Annotated in this window: 21 protein-coding genes; 11 read left to right on the plus strand and 10 right to left on the minus strand. The window is 72.1% G+C overall.

What is annotated here, in order from left to right; translation table 11 throughout:
* Window positions 1–188 precede the first annotated feature (188 nt).
* From pcaDC to ACZ6B8_RS09850, 3 genes are read left to right on the plus strand one after another with little or no spacing between them, the layout of a single operon-like run.
* Complete coding sequence (gene pcaDC, locus ACZ6B8_RS09840; protein WP_471606856.1) at window positions 189–1,496, plus strand: bifunctional 3-oxoadipate enol-lactonase/4-carboxymuconolactone decarboxylase PcaDC; 1,308 nt, start codon at window positions 189–191, stop codon at window positions 1,494–1,496.
* Between the two features lie 54 nt (window positions 1,497–1,550).
* Complete coding sequence (locus ACZ6B8_RS09845; protein ID WP_471607183.1) at window positions 1,551–2,183, plus strand: MBL fold metallo-hydrolase; 633 nt, start codon at window positions 1,551–1,553, stop codon at window positions 2,181–2,183.
* Window positions 2,184–2,213: 30 nt separating this feature from the next.
* A complete protein-coding gene (locus tag ACZ6B8_RS09850; RefSeq protein ID WP_471078286.1) occupies window positions 2,214–2,993 on the plus strand; it encodes an exodeoxyribonuclease III in 780 nt (259 codons plus the stop codon).
* Between the two features lie 15 nt (window positions 2,994–3,008).
* Here the strand turns inward: ACZ6B8_RS09850 and ACZ6B8_RS09855 are convergent, their stop codons facing one another.
* From ACZ6B8_RS09855 to ACZ6B8_RS09865, 3 genes are all read right to left on the minus strand, one after another.
* On the minus strand, window positions 3,009–4,790 hold the full coding sequence (locus ACZ6B8_RS09855; RefSeq protein ID WP_471606857.1) for an SGNH/GDSL hydrolase family protein: 1,782 nt from the start codon (window positions 4,788–4,790) through the stop codon (window positions 3,009–3,011).
* 167 nt (window positions 4,791–4,957) lie between these two features.
* Complete coding sequence (locus tag ACZ6B8_RS09860; RefSeq protein WP_471606858.1) at window positions 4,958–5,617, minus strand: response regulator; 660 nt, start codon at window positions 5,615–5,617, stop codon at window positions 4,958–4,960.
* Window positions 5,614–6,855 (minus strand): sensor histidine kinase, encoded by a 1,242-nt coding sequence (locus tag ACZ6B8_RS09865; RefSeq protein ID WP_471606859.1) that lies wholly within the window; start codon window positions 6,853–6,855, stop codon window positions 5,614–5,616. Before ACZ6B8_RS09865 ends, ACZ6B8_RS09860 begins: the two co-directional genes overlap by 4 nt.
* A 131-nt stretch (window positions 6,856–6,986) precedes the next feature.
* Between ACZ6B8_RS09865 and ACZ6B8_RS09870 the strand changes: the two genes are divergently transcribed.
* Both ACZ6B8_RS09870 and ACZ6B8_RS09875 read left to right on the plus strand, forming a co-directional pair.
* Window positions 6,987–7,898, plus strand: a complete 912-nt coding sequence (locus ACZ6B8_RS09870; protein WP_471606860.1) for an ATP-binding cassette domain-containing protein — start codon at window positions 6,987–6,989, stop codon at window positions 7,896–7,898.
* A complete protein-coding gene (locus tag ACZ6B8_RS09875; protein WP_471606861.1) occupies window positions 7,895–8,770 on the plus strand; it encodes an ABC transporter permease in 876 nt (291 codons plus the stop codon). Before ACZ6B8_RS09870 ends, ACZ6B8_RS09875 begins: the two co-directional genes overlap by 4 nt.
* A gap of 16 nt (window positions 8,771–8,786) precedes the next feature.
* On the opposite strand, the gene ACZ6B8_RS09880 is transcribed toward ACZ6B8_RS09875, so the two are convergent.
* The 3 genes from ACZ6B8_RS09880 to ACZ6B8_RS09890 are packed head-to-tail and all read right to left on the minus strand — an operon-like array spanning window position 8,787 to window position 10,074.
* On the minus strand, window positions 8,787–9,251 hold the full coding sequence (locus ACZ6B8_RS09880; RefSeq protein ID WP_471606862.1) for a PRC-barrel domain-containing protein: 465 nt from the start codon (window positions 9,249–9,251) through the stop codon (window positions 8,787–8,789).
* Window positions 9,248–9,931: a PRC-barrel domain-containing protein gene (locus ACZ6B8_RS09885; RefSeq protein ID WP_471606863.1), complete on the minus strand. Its 684-nt coding sequence runs from the start codon at window positions 9,929–9,931 to the stop codon at window positions 9,248–9,250. Before ACZ6B8_RS09885 ends, ACZ6B8_RS09880 begins: the two co-directional genes overlap by 4 nt.
* Window positions 9,928–10,074 carry a hypothetical protein gene (locus ACZ6B8_RS09890; RefSeq protein ID WP_471078310.1) on the minus strand — a complete coding sequence of 49 codons (147 nt, stop codon included), beginning with the start codon at window positions 10,072–10,074 and terminating at the stop codon, window positions 9,928–9,930. The genes ACZ6B8_RS09885 and ACZ6B8_RS09890 overlap by 4 nt, the downstream gene beginning before the upstream one ends.
* Window positions 10,075–10,324: 250 nt before the next feature.
* Here ACZ6B8_RS09890 and ACZ6B8_RS09895 point away from each other — a divergent pair, with 250 nt between their 5' ends.
* The 5 genes from ACZ6B8_RS09895 (at window position 10,325) to ACZ6B8_RS09915 (ending at window position 14,106) form a co-directional block, all read left to right on the plus strand.
* A complete protein-coding gene (locus ACZ6B8_RS09895; RefSeq protein WP_471078313.1) occupies window positions 10,325–10,768 on the plus strand; it encodes a DUF6278 family protein in 444 nt (147 codons plus the stop codon).
* Window positions 10,769–10,882: 114 nt separating this feature from the next.
* Entirely contained in the window at window positions 10,883–11,626 is a 744-nt protein-coding gene (locus ACZ6B8_RS09900; RefSeq protein WP_471078316.1) for an amino acid ABC transporter ATP-binding protein, read from the plus strand.
* A gap of 30 nt (window positions 11,627–11,656) precedes the next feature.
* Window positions 11,657–12,586 (plus strand): glutamate ABC transporter substrate-binding protein, encoded by a 930-nt coding sequence (locus ACZ6B8_RS09905; RefSeq protein WP_471078319.1) that lies wholly within the window; start codon window positions 11,657–11,659, stop codon window positions 12,584–12,586.
* Window positions 12,587–12,595: 9 nt separating this feature from the next.
* Complete coding sequence (locus tag ACZ6B8_RS09910) at window positions 12,596–13,240, plus strand: amino acid ABC transporter permease (protein ID WP_471078322.1); 645 nt, start codon at window positions 12,596–12,598, stop codon at window positions 13,238–13,240.
* Complete coding sequence (locus ACZ6B8_RS09915; RefSeq protein ID WP_471078325.1) at window positions 13,237–14,106, plus strand: amino acid ABC transporter permease; 870 nt, start codon at window positions 13,237–13,239, stop codon at window positions 14,104–14,106. The genes ACZ6B8_RS09910 and ACZ6B8_RS09915 overlap by 4 nt, the downstream gene beginning before the upstream one ends.
* 41 nt (window positions 14,107–14,147) lie before the next feature.
* Here the strand turns inward: ACZ6B8_RS09915 and ACZ6B8_RS09920 are convergent, their stop codons facing one another.
* The 3 genes from ACZ6B8_RS09920 to ACZ6B8_RS09930 all read right to left on the minus strand — a co-directional run bounded on the left by ACZ6B8_RS09920 (window position 14,148) and on the right by ACZ6B8_RS09930 (window position 17,965).
* The gene (locus ACZ6B8_RS09920; RefSeq protein WP_471606864.1) at window positions 14,148–15,749 is read right to left on the minus strand and encodes a CocE/NonD family hydrolase; all 1,602 of its coding nucleotides are present in this window, start codon (window positions 15,747–15,749) and stop codon (window positions 14,148–14,150) included.
* A 137-nt stretch (window positions 15,750–15,886) separates the two neighbouring features.
* Window positions 15,887–17,080, minus strand: a complete 1,194-nt coding sequence (locus tag ACZ6B8_RS09925; protein WP_471606865.1) for a L,D-transpeptidase — start codon at window positions 17,078–17,080, stop codon at window positions 15,887–15,889.
* Window positions 17,081–17,212: 132 nt separating this feature from the next.
* The gene (locus ACZ6B8_RS09930; protein WP_471606866.1) at window positions 17,213–17,965 is read right to left on the minus strand and encodes a hypothetical protein; all 753 of its coding nucleotides are present in this window, start codon (window positions 17,963–17,965) and stop codon (window positions 17,213–17,215) included.
* Between the two features lie 104 nt (window positions 17,966–18,069).
* Here ACZ6B8_RS09930 and ggt point away from each other — a divergent pair, with 104 nt between their 5' ends.
* Window positions 18,070–19,920 (plus strand): gamma-glutamyltransferase, encoded by a 1,851-nt coding sequence (ggt, locus tag ACZ6B8_RS09935; protein WP_471606867.1) that lies wholly within the window; start codon window positions 18,070–18,072, stop codon window positions 19,918–19,920.
* 50 nt (window positions 19,921–19,970) lie between these two features.
* Here ggt and ACZ6B8_RS09940 read toward each other — a convergent pair whose 3' ends face one another.
* Window positions 19,971–21,848 (minus strand): WD40 repeat domain-containing protein, encoded by a 1,878-nt coding sequence (locus ACZ6B8_RS09940; RefSeq protein WP_471606868.1) that lies wholly within the window; start codon window positions 21,846–21,848, stop codon window positions 19,971–19,973.
* Between the last annotated feature and the right edge of the window lie 138 nt (window positions 21,849–21,986).

Consider the following 21,986-nt stretch of genomic DNA (forward strand, 5'->3'; position numbering starts at 1 on the left):
AACTGTGGCCAAGTCTTCCGATCGGGCCAGGGCGGGCTTGGGAAGGTCTCCAGATGATCCCGGTGAGCCTCGTCCGTGCCACTACACTCTCGTTCCGGCAGCGACTGGCCTGCCGTCGCGAGGAGCCCAGTCCCGATAGGTTCACCCCGACGAAGTGACTTCTCGTGACAGATGAGAGGGTCGGGCGGGTGAGTGAGCCACCGAAGAACACCCTGCAATACCGCTTTGACGGGCCCGAAGAGGCCCCGGTCCTCATCCTGGGTTCCTCCCTCGGCACCACATGGCACATGTGGGACCGCCAGATTCCCGAGCTGATCAAGCAGTGGCGGGTCTTCCGGTTCGACATGCCCGGCCACGGGGGCGCGCCCGCGCACCCCTGCGGGTCCGTCGGGGAACTCGCCGACCGGCTGCTCGCCACGCTCGACGAGCTCGGCGTGCACCGCTTCGGATACGCGGGCTGCGCCTTCGGCGGCGCCATCGGGGCCGAGCTGGCCCTCCGGCACCCGCAGCGCGTCGCCTCGCTCGGGCTGATCGCCGCCTCGCCGCGGTTCGGCACCGCCGACGAGTTCCGCCAGCGCGGCGTGATCGTGCGCAGCAACGGCCTCGACCCCATCGCGCGCTCCGCCCCCGAGCGCTGGTTCACCCCCGGCTTCGCCGCCGCCCAGCCCGCCATCACCGAATGGGCCGTGCAGATGGTCCGCACCACCGACCCGGGGTGCTACATCGCCGCCTGCGAGGCGCTCGCCGCCTTCGACATCCGCGCCGAGCTGGGCCGGATCGGTGTGCCCACCCTGGTGCTCGTGGGCTCGGAGGACCAGGTCACCGGGCAGGGCGAGGCCCGCACGCTCGTCGCGGGGATCCCCGACGCGCGGCTCGCCGTCGTGCCGGGCGCCTCGCACCTCGCCCCCGTGGAGCAGCCGGCCGCCGTTACCGACCTGCTCGTACGGCACTTCTCCTCGGCCTGGCAGGCCGCGCCCGACGCGACCCTCGGCCAGTCGGCCATCAGCGCGCCGCCCGTCAAGCCCGTCCTCGCCCCGCCGCCCGCCGGGCCCGTCTCGCCGGTCGGCGAGATCGCCCCCATGGAGCAGCCCGAGGCCGTCCCGGACGCCGCGCCGCCCGCCCTGTACGAAACCGGGATGAAGGTCCGCCGCGAGGTCCTCGGCGACGCGCACGTCGACCGGGTGCTCGCCGCCGCCGACGACTTCTCCGGGGACTTCCAGGACCTCATCACGCGCTACGCCTGGGGCGAGGTGTGGAACCGGCCCGGCCTGGACCGCCGCTCCCGCAGCTGCGTCACGCTCACCGCGCTCGTCGCGGGCGGCCACCTCGACGAGCTGGCCTTCCACACCCGCGCCGCGCTGCGCAACGGCCTCACCCCCGCGGAGATCAAGGAGGTCCTGCTGCAGGCCGCCGTCTACTGCGGGGTCCCCGCGGCGAACTCGGCCTTCAAGGTCGCCCAGGCCGTGATCCGCGAGGAAACCACGCCCCAGGAGTAGCAGGATGGGGGGATGACGCCTTCTGCGGAAAACCTCTCCCCGCGCGCGCAGCGCATGACGTTCACGAAGAAGTCCCACGCGTGCGTGCGGCTCGAAAAGGACGGGCGCGTGCTCGTCGTCGACCCCGGCGGCTTCAGCGAGGAGGACGCCGCGCTCGGCGCCGACGCGATCCTCGTGACGCACGAGCACCCCGACCACTTCCATGAGGACCGGCTGCGGGCCGCCATGGAGGCGCGCCCCGGCGCCGAGATCTGGACGCTCAAGTCCGTCGCCGACCAGATCTCGGCGGCCTTCCCCGGGCGCGTGCACACCGTCGGGCACGGCGACACCTTCACGGCCGCCGGCTTCGACGTCCAGGTCCACGGCGAACTGCACGCGGTCATCCACCCGGACATCCCGCGGATCACCAACGTCGGCTACCTGGTGGACGGCGCGGTCTTCCACCCGGGCGACGCGCTGACCGTCCCCGACCAGCCGGTCGAGACGCTGATGCTGCCGGTCATGGCCCCGTGGAACAAGATCTCCGAGGTGATCGAGTACGTACGGGAGGTCAAGCCGCAGCGCGCCTACGACATCCACGACGCGCTCCTCACCGACCTCGCGCGGCCCATCTACGACCACCAGATCGGCGCGCTGGGCGGCGCCGAGCACGTCAGGCTGACACCGGGGGAGTCGGCCGAACTCTGACTGTCGGTGGCGCCCGGTAGGTTTGAGGACATGCGCATTGCGACCTGGAACGTGAACTCGATCACCGCCCGTCTGCCGAGGCTTCTGGCCTGGCTGGAGAGCACCGGCACGGACGTGCTGTGCATACAGGAGACCAAGACGACGGCCGAGCAGTTCCCGGCGGCCGAGCTCCGCGAGCTGGGCTACGAGTCGGTGGTCAACGCGACGGGCAGGTGGAACGGCGTCGCGGTGGTCTCCAAGGTCGGCCTGGACGACGTGGTCAAGGGCCTGCCGGGCGGCCCGGGGTACGAGGGTGCCGACGAGCCGCGCGCGATCTCCGCGACCTGCGGCCCGGTCCGCGTCTGGTCGGTGTACGTGCCGAACGGCCGCGAGGTCGACCACGCCCACTACGCGTACAAGCTGCAGTGGTTCGAGGCCCTGAAGGCGGCGGTGGCCGAGGACGCGGCGGGCCCGCGCCCCTTCGCCGTCCTCGGCGACTTCAACGTCGCGCCGACCGACGAGGACGTCTGGGACCCCTCGCTCTTCGTGGGCGCCACCCACGTCACCCCGGCCGAGCGCGCCGCCCTCGCGGCGCTGCGGGAGACGGGCCTCACGGACATCGTCCCCCGCCCCCTGAAGTACGCCCACCCGTTCACGTACTGGGACTACCGCCAGCTGGGCTTCCCCAAGAACCGCGGCATGCGCATCGACCTGGTGTACGGGAACGAGAGCTTCGGGAAGGCCGTCTCGGACGCCTACGTGGACCGCGAGGAGCGCAAGGGCAAGGGTGCCTCCGACCACGCCCCGGTCGTCGTCGACCTGGACGTGTAGGGCACCGGACAGGCCCTAGGGGACCAGCTTCCGCAGGTCCACCGAGTCCGCGAGCGCCGCGAGCCCCGCGTCGCCCGGGTGCAGATGGTCCCCGCTGTCGTAGGCGGGCGCCAGCCGCGCCGGGTGCGCGGGGTCCCGCAGGACCGCGTCGAAGTCGAGCACGGCGTCGAACGCGCCGCCCGCGCGCAGAGAGGCGTTCACGGCCTCCCGCTGTCCGTTCGCGGCCGCCGTGCAGAGCGACTCGCCCTCGCACGGCGTGATCGTCGCGGCCACCGCGCGCAGCCCGCGTGCGTGGGCCAGGTCGGCGATCTCCCGCAGCCCGGCGATCACCTGCTCCGCCGAGGCGCCCCACCGCACGTCGTTGACCCCCTGGAAGACGACGACGGTGCGCGCCGACGTCTGGGCGAGGACGTCGCGGTCCAGGCGGTGCAGGGCGCTCACGCCGCCCGTGTCGGTGGAGACGCCGTCGCCCGGGTAGCGGTCGGCGATCACGCGGTTCGCGGAGATGCCCTGGTTGAGCACGCCGTAGCGCGGCACGTCGGTCTGGTCCCGCAGCCGGTCCGCCAGCACGTCCGGCCAGCGCCGGTTGGCGTCCGGCGTCGACTTCACGCCGTCCGTGATCGAGTCGCCGAGCAGCACCACGGAGCCGGGCCCGCCGCTCACGTCGACGCCGCTGAGCAGCGGCCATGTCGTCAGGGTCGAGGTGTACGCGGCGGGGGAGCCGTCCGTCGCGTGGTCGCCGGGCGTGCTGACGTAGCTGCGCTGGAGGGCCTGGCTGTGCACGGGCGCCGTCGTCACCGGCCCGGGCAGGTGGAAGCTCACCAGGAGGTTGGCGTCGGCCGGCACGGCGAAGCCGAGCGGATCGCTGAAGGCCTGGGTGCCCGCCGGGATCTCCGTACCGGCGCGCCCCTGGAACGACAGCCGGCGCGGAGTGCCGCGCGCCCCCGCGCCGGACTCCTGCACCGCCACCGTCGCCGCGCCGATCCGTACCGGTACGGCGGCGAAGGTGTTGTCGAGCCGGACCCGGACCCGCGGCCCCCCGGTGCTGGTGTGGACGACGAGCCGCACGGTGCGGTCGGCCCAGGGGCCCACCGCCGTGTAGCCGGCGGTCGACGCCGACCAGGTGCCCGTCCAGCCCCGCTGCTCGGCCCGCACCGACAGGGCGAACACATGCAGGTCGGCCCCGCCGGGGTCGCGCGGCAGCCGCACCGAGTCGACCGCGCGGCCCGGGGCCAGCGGCACCGTCACCACGTACAGCCGTGCCTGCTCGGCGAGTTGGCCGCCGGGTGTGTTGAGGTGCGGCAGGGCCACGGCCTTGGTGGCGAGCGGACCCGAGCGCCAGTCGGGGGCGGTGAGCCGGTAGCCGCCGTGCGAGCCGTCCCGGTAGCGGACCGTGCCCGTGCCGCCGGCGTCGCCGCCGGTGCCGGCGACCAGGAAAGCGAGGGCGTTGCCGCGGCCGCGCACCCGTACCGTCTGCCCGTCGGAGCGCACGTTGTCCGGCGCGCCCGGCGCCGTGCGCGGCCAGGTGAGACGGGCGCCGTCGACGCCCAGCGTCCGCCCGGGAGTCCAGCCAGCGGCGCCCAGGTCCCGCGCCGAGAGCGAGCGGCCCGAACCGTCGAAGTCCGCGTCCGCCGGACGGTCGTCGTCGCTGACCGCCCGGCTGTCGAAGAGCCGCTCCAGCGGCAGCGGTCCGGGTCTGTGCGGGGCCGCGGCCTGCGCCGACGCCACCGGTACGAGCCCCGTGAGCAGGGCGAGCACGGCGGCCGCTCCCCAGATGTGCCGGCGGTGTCGGCGCACGACGGACCTCCCGCGGATGATGGCCCGTCGACCGGGCGGCGGACACCGGGCGACGAGTGAGGACAGCTGCGCCATGAAGCTAAGGAGGTGCCGAAGGCGCGTCAATGAGGGGCGCGTGAACACGACGCGAACTCGCCGGGCACATCGGCCGGATCAACGACGGGCTCTCAACTCCCCGTCGACACCAGCCCGTTCTCGTACGCGATGATCACCAGCTGCACCCGGTCCCGCGCGTCGAGCTTGGCGAGCAGCCGGGTGAGATACGTCTTCGCCGTGGCGACGCTGAGGCAGAGCTCCTCGGCTATCTCGGTGTTGGAGAGGCCGCGGCCCACCAGGGTCAGGACCTCGCGCTCGCGGTCCGTGATGCCGTCGACGGCCACCTCGCGCGGCGGCGCTGTGACGGGCCGCTCCGCGAACTCCCGGATCAGCCGCCGGGTGACGCCCGGCGCGAGCAGGCCGTCGCCCGCCGCGACGGTCCGCACCGCCGTCAGGATGTCGTCCAGCGCCATGTCCTTGACGAGGAAGCCCGCCGCGCCGGCGCGCAGCGCCCCGTACACGTACGCATCGTCGTCGAACGTGGTCAGGACCACCACCTGTGCGCCCGTCGGGCCCGACGTGATCTGCCGGGTCGCCTCGATGCCGTCCATGCCGGGCATCCGGATGTCCATCACCACGACGTCCGGGCGCAGTTGGGCGCAGGCCTCGACCGCCCCTTCGCCCGACGCGGCCTCGCCCGCGACCTCAAGATCGGGGGCTTCGGCGATGACCATGCTCAGGGCGGTACGGACCAGGGGCTGGTCGTCGACGAGCAGGACGCGGACCGTCATCGGGCACCCGCCGGGGCGGGCAGCGGCAGCCGGGCGCTCACCCGGAAGCCCCCGTCGGGACGCGGCCCGGCGCTGAACTCGCCGTGCAGCAGAGCGACTCGCTCACCCATGCCGACCAGACCGAACCCGGTGTCCGTGCCGGTCGCCGCGCCGCGGTCCCGCCCGGAGTCAATTACCTCGATGACGATCTCCTCGTCGCGGTAGTCCACCAGGACCGTACAGGCCGTGGCGCCCGCGTGCCGCACCACATTGGTCACCGATTCCTGGACGATGCGGAACGCCGACAGGTCGACGTCCGGAGGCAGTTGCCGCCGCTCACCGCGCCACACCACGTCCACCCGCACCCCGGCGGCGGTCGTCGAGGCGGCGAGCCGGTCCACGTCCGCGAGGCCCTCGGCAGGACCGCGCGGCGCCCATTCGGCGGCCTCGCTCGGGCGTTGGTCCGCATCGCTCTCGCGCAGCGCGACGAGCATCCTGCGCAGTCCTGCCAGGGTCTCCCGGCCCGCCAGTTCCACCGCGGTCATCGCCGTCCGCGCGGCGGCGGGCCTGCTCTCGACGACGCGGGCCGCCGCGCCCGCCTGGAGGGCGATGATGCCGATGCTGTGCGCCACCGTGTCGTGCATCTCCCGGGCGATGCGCAGCCGTTCGGCGGTGACGGCCTGCGCGGTGGCCTGCGCGCTCAGCCGTCGCGCGTACGCGCGGGCCCGGCGCACCGAGTCGCCCGCCAGCCAGGCGACGGCGACGAGCAGCACGGGGATCTGCCACTCGGACCAGCTGCTGTCCACGCTGTGCGGCAGCCGGAACGGGAGTCCGAGGAGCTGCCGCAGGATCGCGAAGGCGGGCAGCACGCAGAGCGCGAGGGCCACGGCCGTCCGGCGGGCGCGGGGCGTCCCGGTCGCCACGGCGAAGCCGACGGCGATGTCGACGGCCGCGTACTGCGGGAAGGTGAGGCGCGTCTCGCCGAGCGCCAGGGTGGCGGCGTACGAGCAGCCGATCAGCAGCCCGAGAGCCGTGAGGGGGCGGCGCGTCAGGAGCCGGCCGGCCACCAGCGCCGTCCCGGCCGCGGCGACGACGACCAGCCACTCCCATGGGGCCGGGCCCGCGAACGCGCTCGTCGGCATCAGCGGCAGCCCGGAGTAGGCCCGCGCGGCGAACGCCGTGCCGAGCCACCAGGACGCGGCGGCCCACACGCCCACGGGAGCGTGCTTGAGCAGGTGGAGCGGCGATGTGGCGGACATGCGCCGATCGTAGCCAGACCGGCCCCGACCGGCATCGCACCTGGGGTGTACAACCCCGGTCGACAGCGGAGGCGGCAAGTGTCGTCGCCGGGCCGACGCCGTGCGGCCCGGCGCCCGGCACCGTGGAACACGTGATCGAAGCCAACGAACTGACGAAGAGATACGGCACCAAGACCGCGGTGAACGCCCTCAGTTTCCGGGTCCGCCCCGGCCTGGTGACCGGGTTCCTCGGGCCGAACGGCGCCGGGAAGTCCACCACCCTGCGCATGATCCTCGGCCTGGACGGCCCGACCGGCGGCTCCGTCACCGTCGCGGGGCGCCCGTTCCGGGAGCGGCAGCGGGGCCTGCGCCACGTCGGCGCGCTGCTCGACGCGGGGGACGTGCACGGCGGCCACACCGCGCGCGCCCACCTCGCCGTCCTCGCCCGCGGCAACCGCATTCCGCGGCGCCGCGTCGACGAGGTCCTCGCCGAGGTCGGCCTGGAGAAGGCGGCGCGGCGCCGCGTGGCGGGCTTCTCGCTCGGCATGCGGCAACGTCTCGGCATCGCCGCCGCGCTGCTCGGCGATCCGCCGGTGCTGCTCTTCGACGAGCCGCTCAACGGCCTCGATCCCGAGGGCGTGCAGTGGATCCGCCGGCTCTTCCGGCGCCTGGCCGCGGAGGGCCGCACCGTGTTCGTCTCCAGTCACCTCATGTCCGAGATGGAGCACACCGCGGACGAGCTGGTCGTCATCGGGCGCGGCGAACTCATCGCCGCCGAGAGCCTCGCCGCGTTCGCGGGCCGCTCGGGTCGTGCCACCGTCACCGTACGGACGCCCGACGCCCGCACCCTGACCCCGCTGCTCACGGCGGCGGGGGCGACCGTCGCCACCGACGACGCAGGACGGCTCGTGGTGACCGGCGTCGACGCGCCCCGCATCGGCGGACTCGCCGCGCACCACCGGATCGTGCTCCACGAACTGGCCGCCCGAACGGCCTCGTTGGAGGAGGCGTTCATGGAACTCACCTCCGACAGCGTCGAGTTTCTGGCAGGAGAGGCCCGATGACCGAGACCACCCCGATGAACGGGGCGACCGGGACGACCGCGATGGCTGAGACGACCGCGACGACCGCCGAGCCCCGTGCCCGCTTCGGCGATCTCGTCGCCGCCGAATGGCTGAAGATGCGTTCGTTGCGCTCCACCGCCTGGTCCCTGCTGATCGCCGGGCTCGCCGTCGTCGGCATCAACGTCGGCACGGCGTACGACACGTACCACTACTGGACGGACGAGGGGCCGGCCGGGCGGGCCCGGTACATCCGCGACGGCATCCCGCTGCAGGAGGCCTTCACCGCCAACTCCTCCCTGGTCCTCGTGCTCGCATCCGGCGCCGTGGGCGCGCTGTTCCTGGTCGCGGAATTCCGGACCGGGCTGATCCGTACGACGTTCGCCGCGGTTCCGGCCCGGCGCCCGCTGATGGCGGCCAAGCTCCTGGTGACCGCCGCCGTCATGACCGTCTTCGGGGCGGTCGTCGCGGGCGGCTCCTTCTGGCTGACCCAGGCGATCCTGGCGGGCCGGGGCGTCGGCGTGCCGATCGGCCACCCCGGAGCGTGGTCGCTGGTCGTCGCCTCCGCGCTGCTGGCCCCGGTGTCGGCGTTGGTCGGCATGGCGCTCGGCGCGCTCCTGCGGCAGAGCGGCACCACGCTGGTCGCCCTGTTCGTACTGATGCTCCTGCTGCCCGTCGCGCTCAGTGACGACCGCCACGTGACGGCGGTCGTCGGTCACGCGATGCCGTACAAGGCCTGGCTGTTCTTCGCGGAGCCGGGCGGCCCCGACGTCCTCTACCCGTGGACGTCCACGGGCGCGTGGCTGGTCCTGGCGATCTGGCCGGTGGCCGCGGCGGCCGTCACCGTGCTCGGTGTGGACCGCCGCGACCCGTGAGGACGCCGGGCGGGCGTCAGACTCCACTCACCTCACCGGCGACGCGGATCACCACCGCGTACGAGCCGACGCCGAGCAGCCGGTCGCCCGGGATGCGGTCGCCGCGCGAGCCGTACAGCAGGTCGATCCGGCCGGACGCCGGGTCGAAGGCGACGTCGGCGAGCGTGCCCGCGGCGTCGCCCAGCTCCGTCAACAGCCGCTTGCCGAGCAGGTTCTGGTGCTCGGAGGAGTCCTTGGAGGTGAACCGGGCCGCGCTCGCCGCCTCGACGACGACCGCGTCCGGCCCGACCGCGTGGACGTCCGCCCAGGCGATGACGTCGCCGCCGTCCTTGACGCCGTCCAGGCGGACGGCGGTGACCACGGCGGCGCCCGGACCGCGCGGACCGCCCGGTTCGACGACGATCCCGGCGACGGTGCCGACGTGCGCGGCGTCCGAAGCGCTGACGACCGGACGGCCCACGGTCTGACTGAGCAGCATCATGGGGTCCGCCCTTCGCCCACGCCGTCGGGCCCGCCCGCCCCGGCGGGCCCCTTCGTCAGATGAGCCCCGCCAGGACCGGCCTCCGCGCCCGTGTCCGCGGCCTCCGCGCCCGCCCCCGCCAGCCGCCTGCGCCCTACCGCCGCCGCCAGCTCACCTACGTCCTCGACGACGTACTCCGTGTCCCGCGCCGGGATCATCAACGTGTCGCCCGTCAGGGCGGGCCGGCCGCCGAGCGGCAGGAAGACCGTGCGCTCCTGCCGCCCCAGCGCCTCCGTGGAGGACATCTCCACGCCGACCACCCACCCCTCCCGGCCGGCCTCGACCAGCACGTCGCGCACCGTGCCCACCTGCACTCCCTGGTCCGTCAGCACCCGCGCGCCGCGCACCAGACCGCCGGAGGCCTCCTGCCAGGACGCCACGGCCGCCTTGTCCTCCAGCGCATCGGCGGACGTGATCATCACGGCGTCCGCGCCCAGGGCGTGCACCGCCGACCACGGCAGGCTCTTGCGCAGCGGACCGGAGAGCAGGCCCCGGCCGGCCAGCGTGAACCCCGCGATCCGGCCGCCCGCGCCGTCCAGCACCACATCCTTGACCTGGGCCACCGCCTCGCCGTCCAGCGTCACCACCGGCCGTTTGGTGAGGTCACCGGCGGCCATCACGGCCGGCGGGGGCGTCGTCATCGCACCCTCCCTCGCCCGGGGCGCCGGCCGCGCCGCACCACGATCACTCCGCCGCTGCGCCGCCGGGCCTGCACGCCGGCCACCGCGCCGACCAGCAGCCCCACCACCACGACCACGGCGATCAACCACGCCCACCACACCATCGCCCACCTCCCGGATGACCCTCGGACCGTTCGGGTACCCCGTCACGGGGGAACAGTCACCGATCGGCGCGGCATACACGGGAGTTGGCCCGCGGCGCCCGCTCCGCCCCGGTGCCCGGGCGGGGCAGGAGGTGCGCCTGCGCCGCGATTCGCCCGATTCCGTGATCAACTGATGCAAGATACATTTGGAGATGCGGAATCAGCGCCCGGCCGCGCGTCCGGCGGCGCCACCCGACGGAAGAGGCCGATCATGAACATCCCGTTCCTCGACAAGTGGCGCAGGCGGCACCCCGCGACGGACCCGGCCGACGGGCTCGCGGCCGCCTTCCAGGACGATCCGGACGGCGTCGCCGCGCTCTTCGCCGAGTGCGAGCTGCTGCGCTCCCAGGCGGCCGCCGCGGGACTCGAACTCGACGACTCCCCGGCCTCGTTGGGCGCCCTCGACCAGCTCCTGCCGCGCTGGCGCGACGACCCCGAGCTGCTGCCGTGGCTCGGCAACGACGCGGGTCTCTACCTGGGCAGCGTCGTGGTGCGGACGGTGCCGGGCGCGACCTGGCACGTCTGGCCCGGCGGCAGCCCCGTCGTCCGGCTGAAGAGCGGGCGGGACATCCAGGTCGTCGAGGCGGGCCTCGACTGGGCGGTGCACGGCGCGCCCGAGCTGTCGCAGGTCTACGCCGAGGCGTCCGAGACCTAATCCGCATTGCCTCAAATACGGTTAATGCCCATAAGTGCGTGTCGTCTAGTAAGTCCCGTTTTCACGTGGATAGTTTGCGCGGACGTACACAGCTGAGAGTGGGCAGGTCTTGCCATGGCCGTCGATCCGTTGATCGAGCTGCGTGATGTGAACAAGTACTACGGGAAGCTGCATGTCCTCCAGGACATCAACCTCACCGTCGGCAAGGGGGAGGTGGTCGTGGTCATCGGCCCGTCGGGGTCGGGCAAATCCACACTGTGCAGGACGATCAACCGGCTCGAGACCATCCAGTCGGGAGAGATCAGACTCGACGGACAGCCGCTGCCCGACGAGGGCAAGGCGCTCGCGAGGCTCCGCGCGGAAGTGGGCATGGTCTTCCAGTCCTTCAACCTCTTCGCGCACAAGACCGTCCTCCAGAACGTCGCGCTGGCCCAGCTCAAGGTCCGCGGCCGCAAGAAGGACGAGGCGGACCAGCGCTCCCGGGAGCTCCTGGAGCGCGTGGGCCTCTCCGCGCACGCCGACAAGTACCCGGCGCAGCTCTCCGGCGGCCAGCAGCAACGCGTGGCCATCGCCCGCGCCCTGGCCATGGACCCCAAGGCGCTCCTCTTCGACGAGCCGACCTCGGCCCTCGACCCCGAGATGATCAACGAGGTCCTCGAGGTCATGCAGCAGCTCGCCCGGGACGGCATGACCATGGTCGTCGTCACCCACGAGATGGGCTTCGCCCGCTCCGCCGCCAACCGGGTCGTCTTCATGTCCGACGGCCGCGTCGTCGAGGACCGGACCCCCGAGGACTTCTTCACCCACCCGGAGAGCGAGCGCGCCAAGGACTTCCTCTCCAAGATCCTCAAGCACTGACGGGGGGACGTGCTCGTGAAGCGACACACCATGTCTCACGCCGGGCGGCACACCCCGCGGGCGGCCCGCCTGCTCGTGGCGCTCGTCCTCACCGCCTGCGCCGCCGCGGCCTGCGGCAAGGAGGGCAGCCCGCCGACCAAGGGACCGGCAGCCGACGAACTGCCCAGGTACCGGGTGGCCACCGGCTTCCAGCTGCCGCAGTCGCGGACCTGGCGGAAGGCCGAGAGCCGCGGCAGGTTCATCGTCGGTGCCAAGGAGGACCAGCCCTACCTGGGCGAGAAGGACCCGGCGAACGGCACCTACTCCGGCTTCGACATCGAGATCGCCAAGATGATCTCGGCCTCGCTGGGCCTCGACCCCAAGAAGATCGAGTTCAAGACCATCGCGTCGGCGAACCGCGAGACCGCCCTGCAGAACGGGCAGATCGACTACTACGTCGGCACCTACACCATCAACGACAACCGCAAGAAGCTGGTCGGTTTCGGCGGCCCCTACTACATGGCGGGCCAGGGCCTGCTGGTGCGCAGCGACGAGGACGACATCAAGGGCCCGCAGGACCTCGACGGCAAGAGCGTCTGCTCGGCCGCCGGGTCGACCCCCTACCAGCGCATCCAGAAGGACTACCCGAAGGCCACCCTCGTCGCCTACGACACCTATTCGGTCTGCGTCGACAACCTGCTGACGTACCAGGTCGACGCCGTCACCACCGACGACGCCATCCTCATCGGCTACGCGGCGAAGGTGCCCGACGAACTCAAGGTGGTCGGCAAGCCGTTCTCGAAGGAGCCCTACGGCATCGGCGTGCCCCGCGGCGACAACGCCCTGCGGTTCGCCGTGGACGACGCCCTCGCGGCCCGCGAGAAGGACGGCGACTGGAAGAAGGCGTACGACGCCACCCTCGGCCTCTCCGGCGTGCCGGCGCCGAAGCCGCCCGCCATCGACCGCTACCCGGCGAGCTGAGGAGGCGTCGTGGACGTACTGACAGACAACTTCTCCACCTTCGGCAAGGGCTTCGTCGGCACCGTCGAACTCACCGTCTACGCCTCGGTCCTGGCGCTCGTGCTCGGCTTCGTCATGGCCTCCTTCCGGGTGGCGCCCGTCGGGTCCTTCCGGGCCTTCGGCACGGCCTGGGTGACGGTGCTGCGCAACACCCCGCTCACGCTGCTCTTCTTCGCGGTGCTGCTCGGCCTTCCGCGGTTCGGCCTGGTGCTGCCCTTCAAGGTGTTCGCGGTGCTCGCCCTCGGCTGCTACACCTCCGCCTTCATCTGCGAGGCGCTCAGGTCGGGCATCAACACCGTGCCCAAGGGCCAGGGCGAGGCGGCCCGCAGCCTCGGCATGTCCTTCGCCCAGACCCTGTCGATGGTGGTGCTGCCGCAGGCCTTCCGGTCCGTCATCGCGCCGGTCGGCTCCAACCTCATCGCGCTGGCCAAGAACTCGGCGATCGCGGGCGCCTTCAGCGTCACGGAGCTGCTCGGCACGTACAAGACGCTCAACGAACTCGGCTACAACATCATCTGGACGTTCGTCTGGATCGCCGTCGGCTACCTCATCATCACCCTCGCCATCAGCGCGATCTTCAATGTCCTCGAAAAGCGCTGGGGAGTCGCCCGATGAAAGCCCTCTCCCACGATTCCACCGCCCTCTACGACATCCCGGGCCCCCGGACGATCCGCCGGCACAAGCTGTACGGGCTGATCTCCACCCTGATCGTGCTCGCGCTGGTCGGCTGGCTCCTCTATCTGCTCTTCGACACCGACCAGTTCACCTCGACCAAGTGGACGCCCTTCGAGTACAAGGGCATCCAGGAGCTGCTCCTGCGCGGCCTCGGCAACACGCTCAAGGCCTTCGCCGTCTCCGCGGTCCTCGCGCTCGCGCTCGGCGGGCTGCTCGCGGTGGGCAGGCTCTCCGACCACCGGCCGGTGCGCTGGCTCGCCACGCTCGTCGTGGAGTTCTTCCGGGCGATGCCGGTCCTGGTGATGATCTTCTTCGTCTTCGTGGCGCTGAAGGTCCAGCCACTGCCCGCGCTGGTCACCGGGCTCACGCTCTACAACGGTTCCGTACTCGCCGAGGTCTTCCGATCCGGCGTCAACTCCGTGGAGAGGGGGCAGCGGGAGGCGGCTTACGCACTCGGAATGCGCAAGACACAGGTCATGACACACGTCCTCGTACCGCAGGCCGTTCGTGCCATGTTGCCCGCCATCATCAGCCAGTTGGTGGTGGCCCTGAAGGACACGTCGCTCGGATATCTGATCACCTACGAGGAGTTCCTCCACGCCGGGAAGCTGATCGCTTCCAACCTCGACTACGATTTGCCTTTCATCCCCGTGGTCATGGTGATCTCACCTGTCTACATCGGGATGTGCATGTTGCTGTCGTGGTTCGCCCAGTGGGTGTCCAAGCGGCAGCGGCGCAACCCCAAGACCGAGGCCGCCGACGTGGCCCCGGCCGAACCGGGGACGCTGCTGCCGGGCACCCAGTAGGCAGTGGCACGAGGGGACACCGACCCGGCAGCAGCCGGAGATCACTGCTCGCGCAGGGGAACGGACAGGTACGACGGGTCCGTCGCCGGCGAGGAGAAGGTCAGCTGCGCGCCGGCCGGGTTGTGCTCGATGTAGAGCGGGTCGACCGTGTCGACGACCAGGGCGAGCTTGTGGCCCGCCGGTACGTCGTAGGCCGTGGAGAACAACTCCAGGTCCACGCCGAACGGCTTCCCGGGCGTCTTGCCGTGGAAGGTGTACGGCGCGTTGCTGACCAGCTTGCCGAGGCCGAGCGGGCCCACGTCGTAGAGGTACGCGACGAGGGTGCCGCTCTCCTTGGTCGGGGTGAGCGTTGTGTGCAGCTCGGCAGTGCCGCGCACCCGTTGGACCGAGGTGTAGCGCTCCGACTGCCAGACGCCCGTGTAGCGGCGCGGGAGCAGTGGCACCGACGCCATCGGGGGGATCTTCAGGAACTGGTCGAGGGCGTTGGAGAGGATGGCGATGCCGCCGTTGGCGCCCGAGTCGACGTTCGTGTGGATCGTCGTGGAGTCCGCCATCGCGATCTTCTTGCGGGTGGCGCCGACCGACTTCCAGTCCGGGTAGCCCTCGTAGCCGCCCTCCGAGCGGGACTTGAGCTGGACCGGCTGCTCCTTGTCGATGCCGTTGTCGGCGCCCTTGAGGTAGTGGTCGAACCACCGCTGGGTGGAGGTCCAGGTGTCGTTGGGCAGTCCGAGCAGGCCGGTGGCCTCCGCCGTCGCGTGGTCGCCGGGGCGGAACTCCAGGCGCTTGGGGCCGGTGAGGCGCTCGTAGAACTCGGCGTACTGGTTGGGCGGGAAGAGCGTGTCGCCCCAGGCGTTGCCGAGCATGACGGCGGCGCCGTTGTCGTTGATGTCGTCGAGGTAGGTCGCGGGGGAGCGCTTGGCACCCCAGGCGATCATCTCGTCCTCCTTGTCCAGGTTGGACCCGAGGAAGTCCTTCAACGTCTGCTGGAGTTCGGCGCTCGGCCGGCCGGTGAGCGCGCCCGCGCCGCCCAGCAGGGCCGCCGCCTGGGCGTGCTGGGTGCGGCCGCTGTAGATCGAGTCGATGAGGTCGCCCCAGCCGCTCAGGGCGGCGACGGCCTTGACGCGCTTGTCGTGCCCGGCGACGAGCAGGCTGATGCCCGCACCGTACGACACGCCCGCCATGCCGACCTTCGAGGGGTCGGCCGGGGTGTGGGCGAGCGTCCAGTCGATGACCTTGGAGGCGTCGGCGATGTCCTCGGGGCCCGCGGTCTCTATCTCGCCGCCGGACTGCCAGAAGCCGCGCGAGTTGTAACTGACCACGACGTACCCGGCGTTGGCGAGCTTCTGGGCCTGGGCGACGTACTCGATCTGCGGCATGGCCCAGCTGGTGGGCAGCACGATCGAGGGGTACGTCGTCCCGGCCTTCGCCCCCTCGGGGGTGAAGACGTTGGCCTTGAGGATCGTGCCGCCGTCGCCGGGGATGTCGACGAAGCGCACGTCCGCGGAGCCCGCGGCCGGCGGCGCCGCGGCCGGTGCCGCCTGCGCCGTCGGGGCGAGACCGAGGGCGGCGCCCGCGACGAGGGTCGCGGAGACGGCGCCGACGGTGGTCGTGCGCAGGGCACGGTGGGGGTGCGGAGCTCTCACGGGTCACTTCCTCACTCGTTGAAAGTGCAAAGTGACCCGACGGTAACCGCGATTGTTTACCGGGGGTAACCCGTCGGTAAGTTACGCCCCGGTAACGATAGTTGAAGCCTCAGTGACCCCTGGGGGAGGCGGGGCGGCTACTTCAGCGCGCTCTTGGCCTGCCAGTCCGACCAGGAGAGGTTCCACTCGCCGTAGCCGTTGCCCGGGTCGGGGACGCCCTTGGAGCCGCTGCCGGTGACCTCGAAGGGGTCGCCGATCTGTGCCTGGCCATACAGCCAGTCGGCGTTGGAGTCGCTCATGCCGATGCAGCCCGAGCTGTGGTTGGTGTTGCCGAAGTACGAGGCGTTCCACGGGGCCGCGTGGGCGTACATGCCCGACCAGGTCAGCCGCATGGAGTCGTCGACCATCTTGTTGTAGCTGTTGCTGCCGGAGAGTCCGACCGTCTCGGAGCGCATGTTGATCGTGCCCTCCTTCGACATCAGCACGGAGGTGCCGCCCCAGGAGGCCTTCTCGCCGCCGGGGGTACCGGCCGACATCGGCAGCGACTTCACGGTCTTGCCGTCGCGCTGGAGCGTCGCCGTCTTGCTGTCCAGGTTCACCTTGACGACCTGGTTCCTGCCGACGGTGAAGTTCGTGGCGTAGTCGCGCACGAACCAGTCGTCGCCGCCGGAGTCGACGCCGCTCAGCTGCGCGTCCAGCTTCACCTCGGTGCCGGACTTCCAGTACTCCTTGGGCCGCCAGTCGACGCGGTCCTTGCCGTCGTAGTTCTTGATCCAGCCCCATGCTCCCGTGGTGCCGTTCGAGGTCGTCACCTTCAGCTTCTTCTCGACCTCGGCCTTGTTGCGGACCGGGTGGTCGAAGGTGATCGACAGCGGCTGGGCGACGCCGACGGTGGTGCCCTTGCCCGGGGCCAGCGTCACCTTGTTCACCTGCTCGGGCGCGGCCGTCTTGAAGGACGACTTGGCGGTGCCGCCCTGGTCGGTGCCGGCCTGGACCCGGTACGCGGTGCCGGGGGCCACCGTGCGCTGCGAGGTCCAGGTGGTGCCGTTCGCCGAGACCTTGCCGGGCAGCGTCGTGCCCTTGTCGTCGGTGACGGTCACCTCCTTCAGCTTGCCGTCGGCCAGCTTCACCGTGACCGGGCCGCCCGCCTTCGCCTGCTGTCCCGAGAGGTTCACCGAGATCTTCGGCTTCTCGGCGGCCCGGTCGTCGCCGGACGAGCCGCTGCCGCCCGAACAGGCGGACAGGGCGGCGGTGAGCACCGCGAGGCCCGCGACCGCCGTGTGGCGGGCGTGAAGGGGGCGTCGGCGGCTCGAAGAGCTCTGGGGGGTCAAGGAACGTACCTCCGTGCGAATCGGTCTGCACGGAAAGAGGGCGGATCGCCCCGACGGGTTGTCCGTTGTCCGGAAAATGCCTGCTGGGTCACAGAAGAGCGGGAATGGTGTCGGCGCTCCGTGAGGGCCGGGTCACTTGGCGCGATGGGAGGCGCGGGCCGGTGTGGGCAGCGGGGTCCTGGCGTCCTGCGTCACGTCCGCGACGACCTCGACGACGTCGGGACCGTACGCCTGCGAGTTGACGATCTTCAGGAGCAGCACGAAGGGCTTGTTGCCGTGCTTGCGGGCGAGCTTCTCGTGGTGCCGGGCCAGATAGCGGGTGGCCGCCTGGCTGGTCACCGCGCGCTGCCCGCAGAAGAGGAAGACCGGCCGGGCGTCCTGGCCCTGATCCGCGGTGAGCCGGGCGAGGATCACGTACTCGGTGAGTCCCGACTCCAGGCGGTAGCGCTCGGGGCCGATCTGGAAGGCGCCGCGGTCGGGCACCGGCTCGGGCTCGGTGTTCACCCGTACGCCCGGCAGCAGGGAGTGCATGTGCGCGGCCATCCGGCGGTTCGCCACCGGGTTGCCGACGCAGAACTCGGTGCGCTCGCCGAAGCCCTGCTGGGCCGCGTCGTGCGCGACGACCTGGGCGTGTGCCCCGCACTCCTTGATCACCGCGGCCAGCTCGATGAGCGCGAACACGTCCTGCCGAACCACCATCAGCTCGGGACCGCCCGCGTCGCGGTTCACCACGAGCAGCGACTCGGAGTTCTCGGGCAGCCCGAAGAAGGCCTGCTTGCGGCGGAGCCTGCGCTTCCACAGGGCGCCGCGGACGAGCCAGCCAAGGGCGGCGCTGATGCCGACCGCGATCAGGCCGAGGACGATGTTCCGCACGTCTTCAGTCATGGGGGCGCATGCTAGCGGTCCGCCGGACCCGTGTTCGAGGAGGTCCTGACGCGACGGCGGACTCGAAGTTACGCTGCGCAGACGGCTGTTGACTGGAGGTACGAATGCGTCGCGCTGTCGCACGTAATCTGACGCTATGGGCGGTCGGAGGGGTATTGGTGTCGGTCGGTGCGGCCGCGCCCCCTTCGCCTACGCGCTCAGCGGAACCGGCGTCCGCACACCCGGCGTCCGTGCACCCCGGGGCGGGTGCGGGCGCCCCGAAGAAGGTGCCCGTCGCCGTCGGATCCGGCGGTGCGGTGTCCAGCGTCGACCCGGACGCCTCGGCGGCCGGCATCGAGGTCCTGAGGAAGGGCGGCAACGCCGTGGACGCGGCCGTCGCCACCGCCGCGGCGCTCGGTGTCACCGAGCCGTACTCGGCGGGCGTGGGCGGCGGCGGGTACTTCGTCCACTACGACGCCAGGACCGGCAAGGTCGGCACCATCGACGGCCGCGAGACCGCCCCGCGCACCGCCGACTCCGGGCTCTTCCTGGAGAACGGCAAACCGCTGCCCTTCGCCGACGCGGTCACCAGCGGTCTCAGCGTCGGCACCCCCGGCACGCCCGCCACCTGGCAGTCGGCGCTCGACACCTGGGGCAGCAAGAGCCTCGGCACGCTCCTGAAGCCCGCCGAGCGGCTCGCGCGCGACGGATTCACCGTCGACCCGACGTTCCGCACCCAGACCGAGTCCAACCAGGAGCGGTTCGCGGACTTCCCCGCCACGGCGAAGCTCTTCCTGCCCGGCGGCAAGCTGCCGGTGGTCGGCTCGACGTTCAAGAACCCCGACCTGGCCCGCACCTACGCGGAGCTCGGCCGCAAGGGCGTGGACGCGCTCTACCGCGGCAAGCTCGCGAAGGACATCGTGCGCACGGTGAACAAGCCGCCCGTCGACCCCGGCTCCGGCCGGGTGGCCCGGCCCGGCGACCTCTCCGCCAAGGACCTCGCGGCGTACGGCGTGAAGCGGCAGAAGCCCACGAAGACCTCCTACCGCGGCCTCGACGTCTACTCCATCGCCCCGTCCTCCTCCGGCGGCACCACCGTCGGCGAGGCGCTGAACATCCTGGAGCGCACCGACCTCTCCAAGGCGTCGAAGGCGGCCTACCTGCACCGCTACATCGAGGCCAGCCGCATCGCGTTCGCCGACCGCGGGCGCTGGGTGGGCGACCCCGCCTTCGAGGACGTACCGACGAAGCAGCTCCTCTCCCAGCGGTTCGCCGACTCGCGGGAGTGCCTGATCAAGGACGACGCCGTCCTCAAGAGCCCGCTCGCGCCCGGCGACCCGCGCCACCCCGGGGCCTGCGCTGCCGGTGACAAGGCGGCCCCGACGACCTACGAGGGCGAGAACACCACGCACCTCACGGCGGCCGACAAGTGGGGCAACGTCGTGGCGTACACCCTCACCATCGAGTCGACGGGTGGCAGCGGCATCACCGTCCCGGGCCGCGGCTTCCTGCTCAACAACGAACTCACCGACTTCTCCTTCGCGCCCGCCGACCCGGCGGTGCACGACCCGAACCTGCCGGGGCCCGGCAAGCGGCCGCGCTCCTCGATCGCCCCGACCGTCGTGCTGAAGCACGGCAAGCCGGTGGTGGCGCTCGGCTCGCCGGGCGGCGCGACCATCGTCACGACCGTGCTGCAGACCCTGACGGGCTTCGTGGACCGGGGCCTGCCGCTGGTCGACGCCATCGCCGCGCCCCGCGCGAGCCAGCGCAACGCCGCACAGACCGAGCTCGAACCGGAGCTCTACAACAGCCCGTTGCGCGCGTCCCTGGAGTCCCTCGGGCACTCCTTCAAGCAGAACCCCGAGATCGGCGCGGCCACGGGCGTGCAGCGGCTGCCCGACGGCAAGTGGCTCGCCGCCGCGGAGAAGACCCGCAGGGGCGGCGGTTCGGCGATGGTGGTGCGGCCGGAGAAGTGAGCCGGGGCGTCCGGGGGCCGTGACCGGCACGGTCCCCGGCCGCCCGCGCGCTACGAGGCCGGGGCGGCCGCGCAGTTCTTCTCCAGCTCGCCGGCCGCCCAGCGGATGGACGACTCCGGGTCGTCGTGCAGATACCGCAGCCGGGGCAGGGCCTCGCGGACGGCGGCGAGCTGGGCGTCGCCCCGGCCGCCGCGCGCCTGGCCGACGTCGGCGAGGTCGGCTATCAACAGCAGCAGCGTGCTGCGCGAGAGGTTGTCCGGGTCGGTCATCAGGTCGACCAGGAACGGGATGGCGGGGACGGCCGCCGTTGACGCGGCCTCCTTGGAGACCAGCAGCCGGTACAGGTCGTGGACCGCGTCCACCGCCGTCTGCTTGTCGTCCGAGGCGACCTTGCCGATCAGGTCGGGGATCATGTGGCCGGGCCCGCGGGCCGTCCACAGCGAGCCCCAGTCGACGCCGTCGAGGCGCAGCCGCAGATCGCGGTGCGGCCACAGCTGCGCGGTGTCCAGGCGGAGCACGGCGGTGCCGCTCCCGTCGGTGACGCGCAGGGTGCCGTCCGCATCGAGGCCGAGGAACCGCATGCCGGTGCCCAGGCGCAGGCCGGCCACCGCGTCCGACCCGAGGTCCCACAGCCGTACGAGACCGTCGTCCCAGGCCGCGGCGAGCGCGGGCCCGGTCTCCAGCCGAGCGGCGGCGAGTGCGCGGACGGGCGTGCGGCGGCGGGCGAACGGGGAGCGCATCGGCTTGCGGCGGGTGCTCCAGTACCGGATCACGCCGTTCTCGTCGCCGCTGAACACCAGGCGCGCGCCACCGTCCAGTTCGAGGCAGGCGAGCGCGGTGACCGGGGCGCGGTGCAGGGACAGGGTGATCGTCTCGGGGGACTCGTCGTCGGTCTCCAGGACGTGCACCGAGCCGTCCGCCTCGCCCGCCACCAGCGTCGTCGCGTCCCGGTCGGCGGCCACCGAGCGCAGTGCGCCCGGCGCGGTGACGAGCGCGGCGGCGGCGCCCGGCACCGAGGGCGGCGCGCTGTGTCCGCGCGAGACCACGCTCCAGCGCCCCCGGCCGTCCGCGTCGCCCGCCGCGAGGGAGACCGGCCCGAGCTCCTCCAGGGGCTCGGGCACCTGGGCCGGCGGCCGGATCGCCTTGTCGCCCGACCAGTCGACGCCGAGCGTCCCGGCGACCGCGACGAGCGCCTCGCGGGTGCGGGCGTTGATGACGATCCTGAAGTCGGCGCCGGGGCCGCGGCCGTGCCGTACGACCGCGTCGGGAGCGCCGTACGACAGCGCGTCGGTGCCCATCTCCTGCCAGGGCAGCAGCCCCAGTTCGCGGTACGAGGAGGTCAACCGCCGCACGATCTCCGGGTCCGCGTCGACGGTCTCCGCGGGCACCCGCAGCGTCCAGCCGTAGTGCGCGGGCAAACGCTCGAAGGCCAGCTGCGTCAGGAACTCGGAGAGCGACCTGCTCTGCACCGCCCACTCCCCACCGACGCTCACCAGCACGCGCGGGTCGGGGAGTTCGGCCTCGGCGGCGAGATAGCCCCACGCGTGGGCGTAGTGGTACTCGGACATGAAGACGCAGACCCGGCGGTCGCCACCGGGGCCGGCGACGAGATCGCTGTCGGCGGCGACCTCCAGCTCCGAGACAGCCGGCGGCCACTGGGTGTGCACCCAGTACAGCCGCGGATCGAAGGCGAAGGAGTTGAGCGGCGAGTCCCACCACTCGTTCAGCGCCACGGGGACGGGCAGCGCCCAGTCGATGCCGTCCGTCCGGTTCTCCCCGCCCCACCGGGAGTGGCCGGGCTCGCCGCCGGGATCCTCGTGCCCCCACTCGCGCTGCACCGCGTCGAGCAACTCCCACCGGGGGCCGCCCTGTTGCCAGGCCCGCAGGCGGTCGGCGAACTGTCCGTAGTCGATGGTCTCTCGTGTCACCGGAGAATCGTACGGATGATCTACGTCGGGGAGTGTCCGCGCGGTGTCCTCGTGCTGTCCCCGTGGTGTCACGAAGTCGATGGACTCGTGGGTGACCTGCGGAGAGCGGGGCCGGAAAACTGCATGTAGTCGTCCCGT

The sequence above is a fragment of the Streptomyces sp. NPDC041122 genome, from assembly GCF_055592445.1.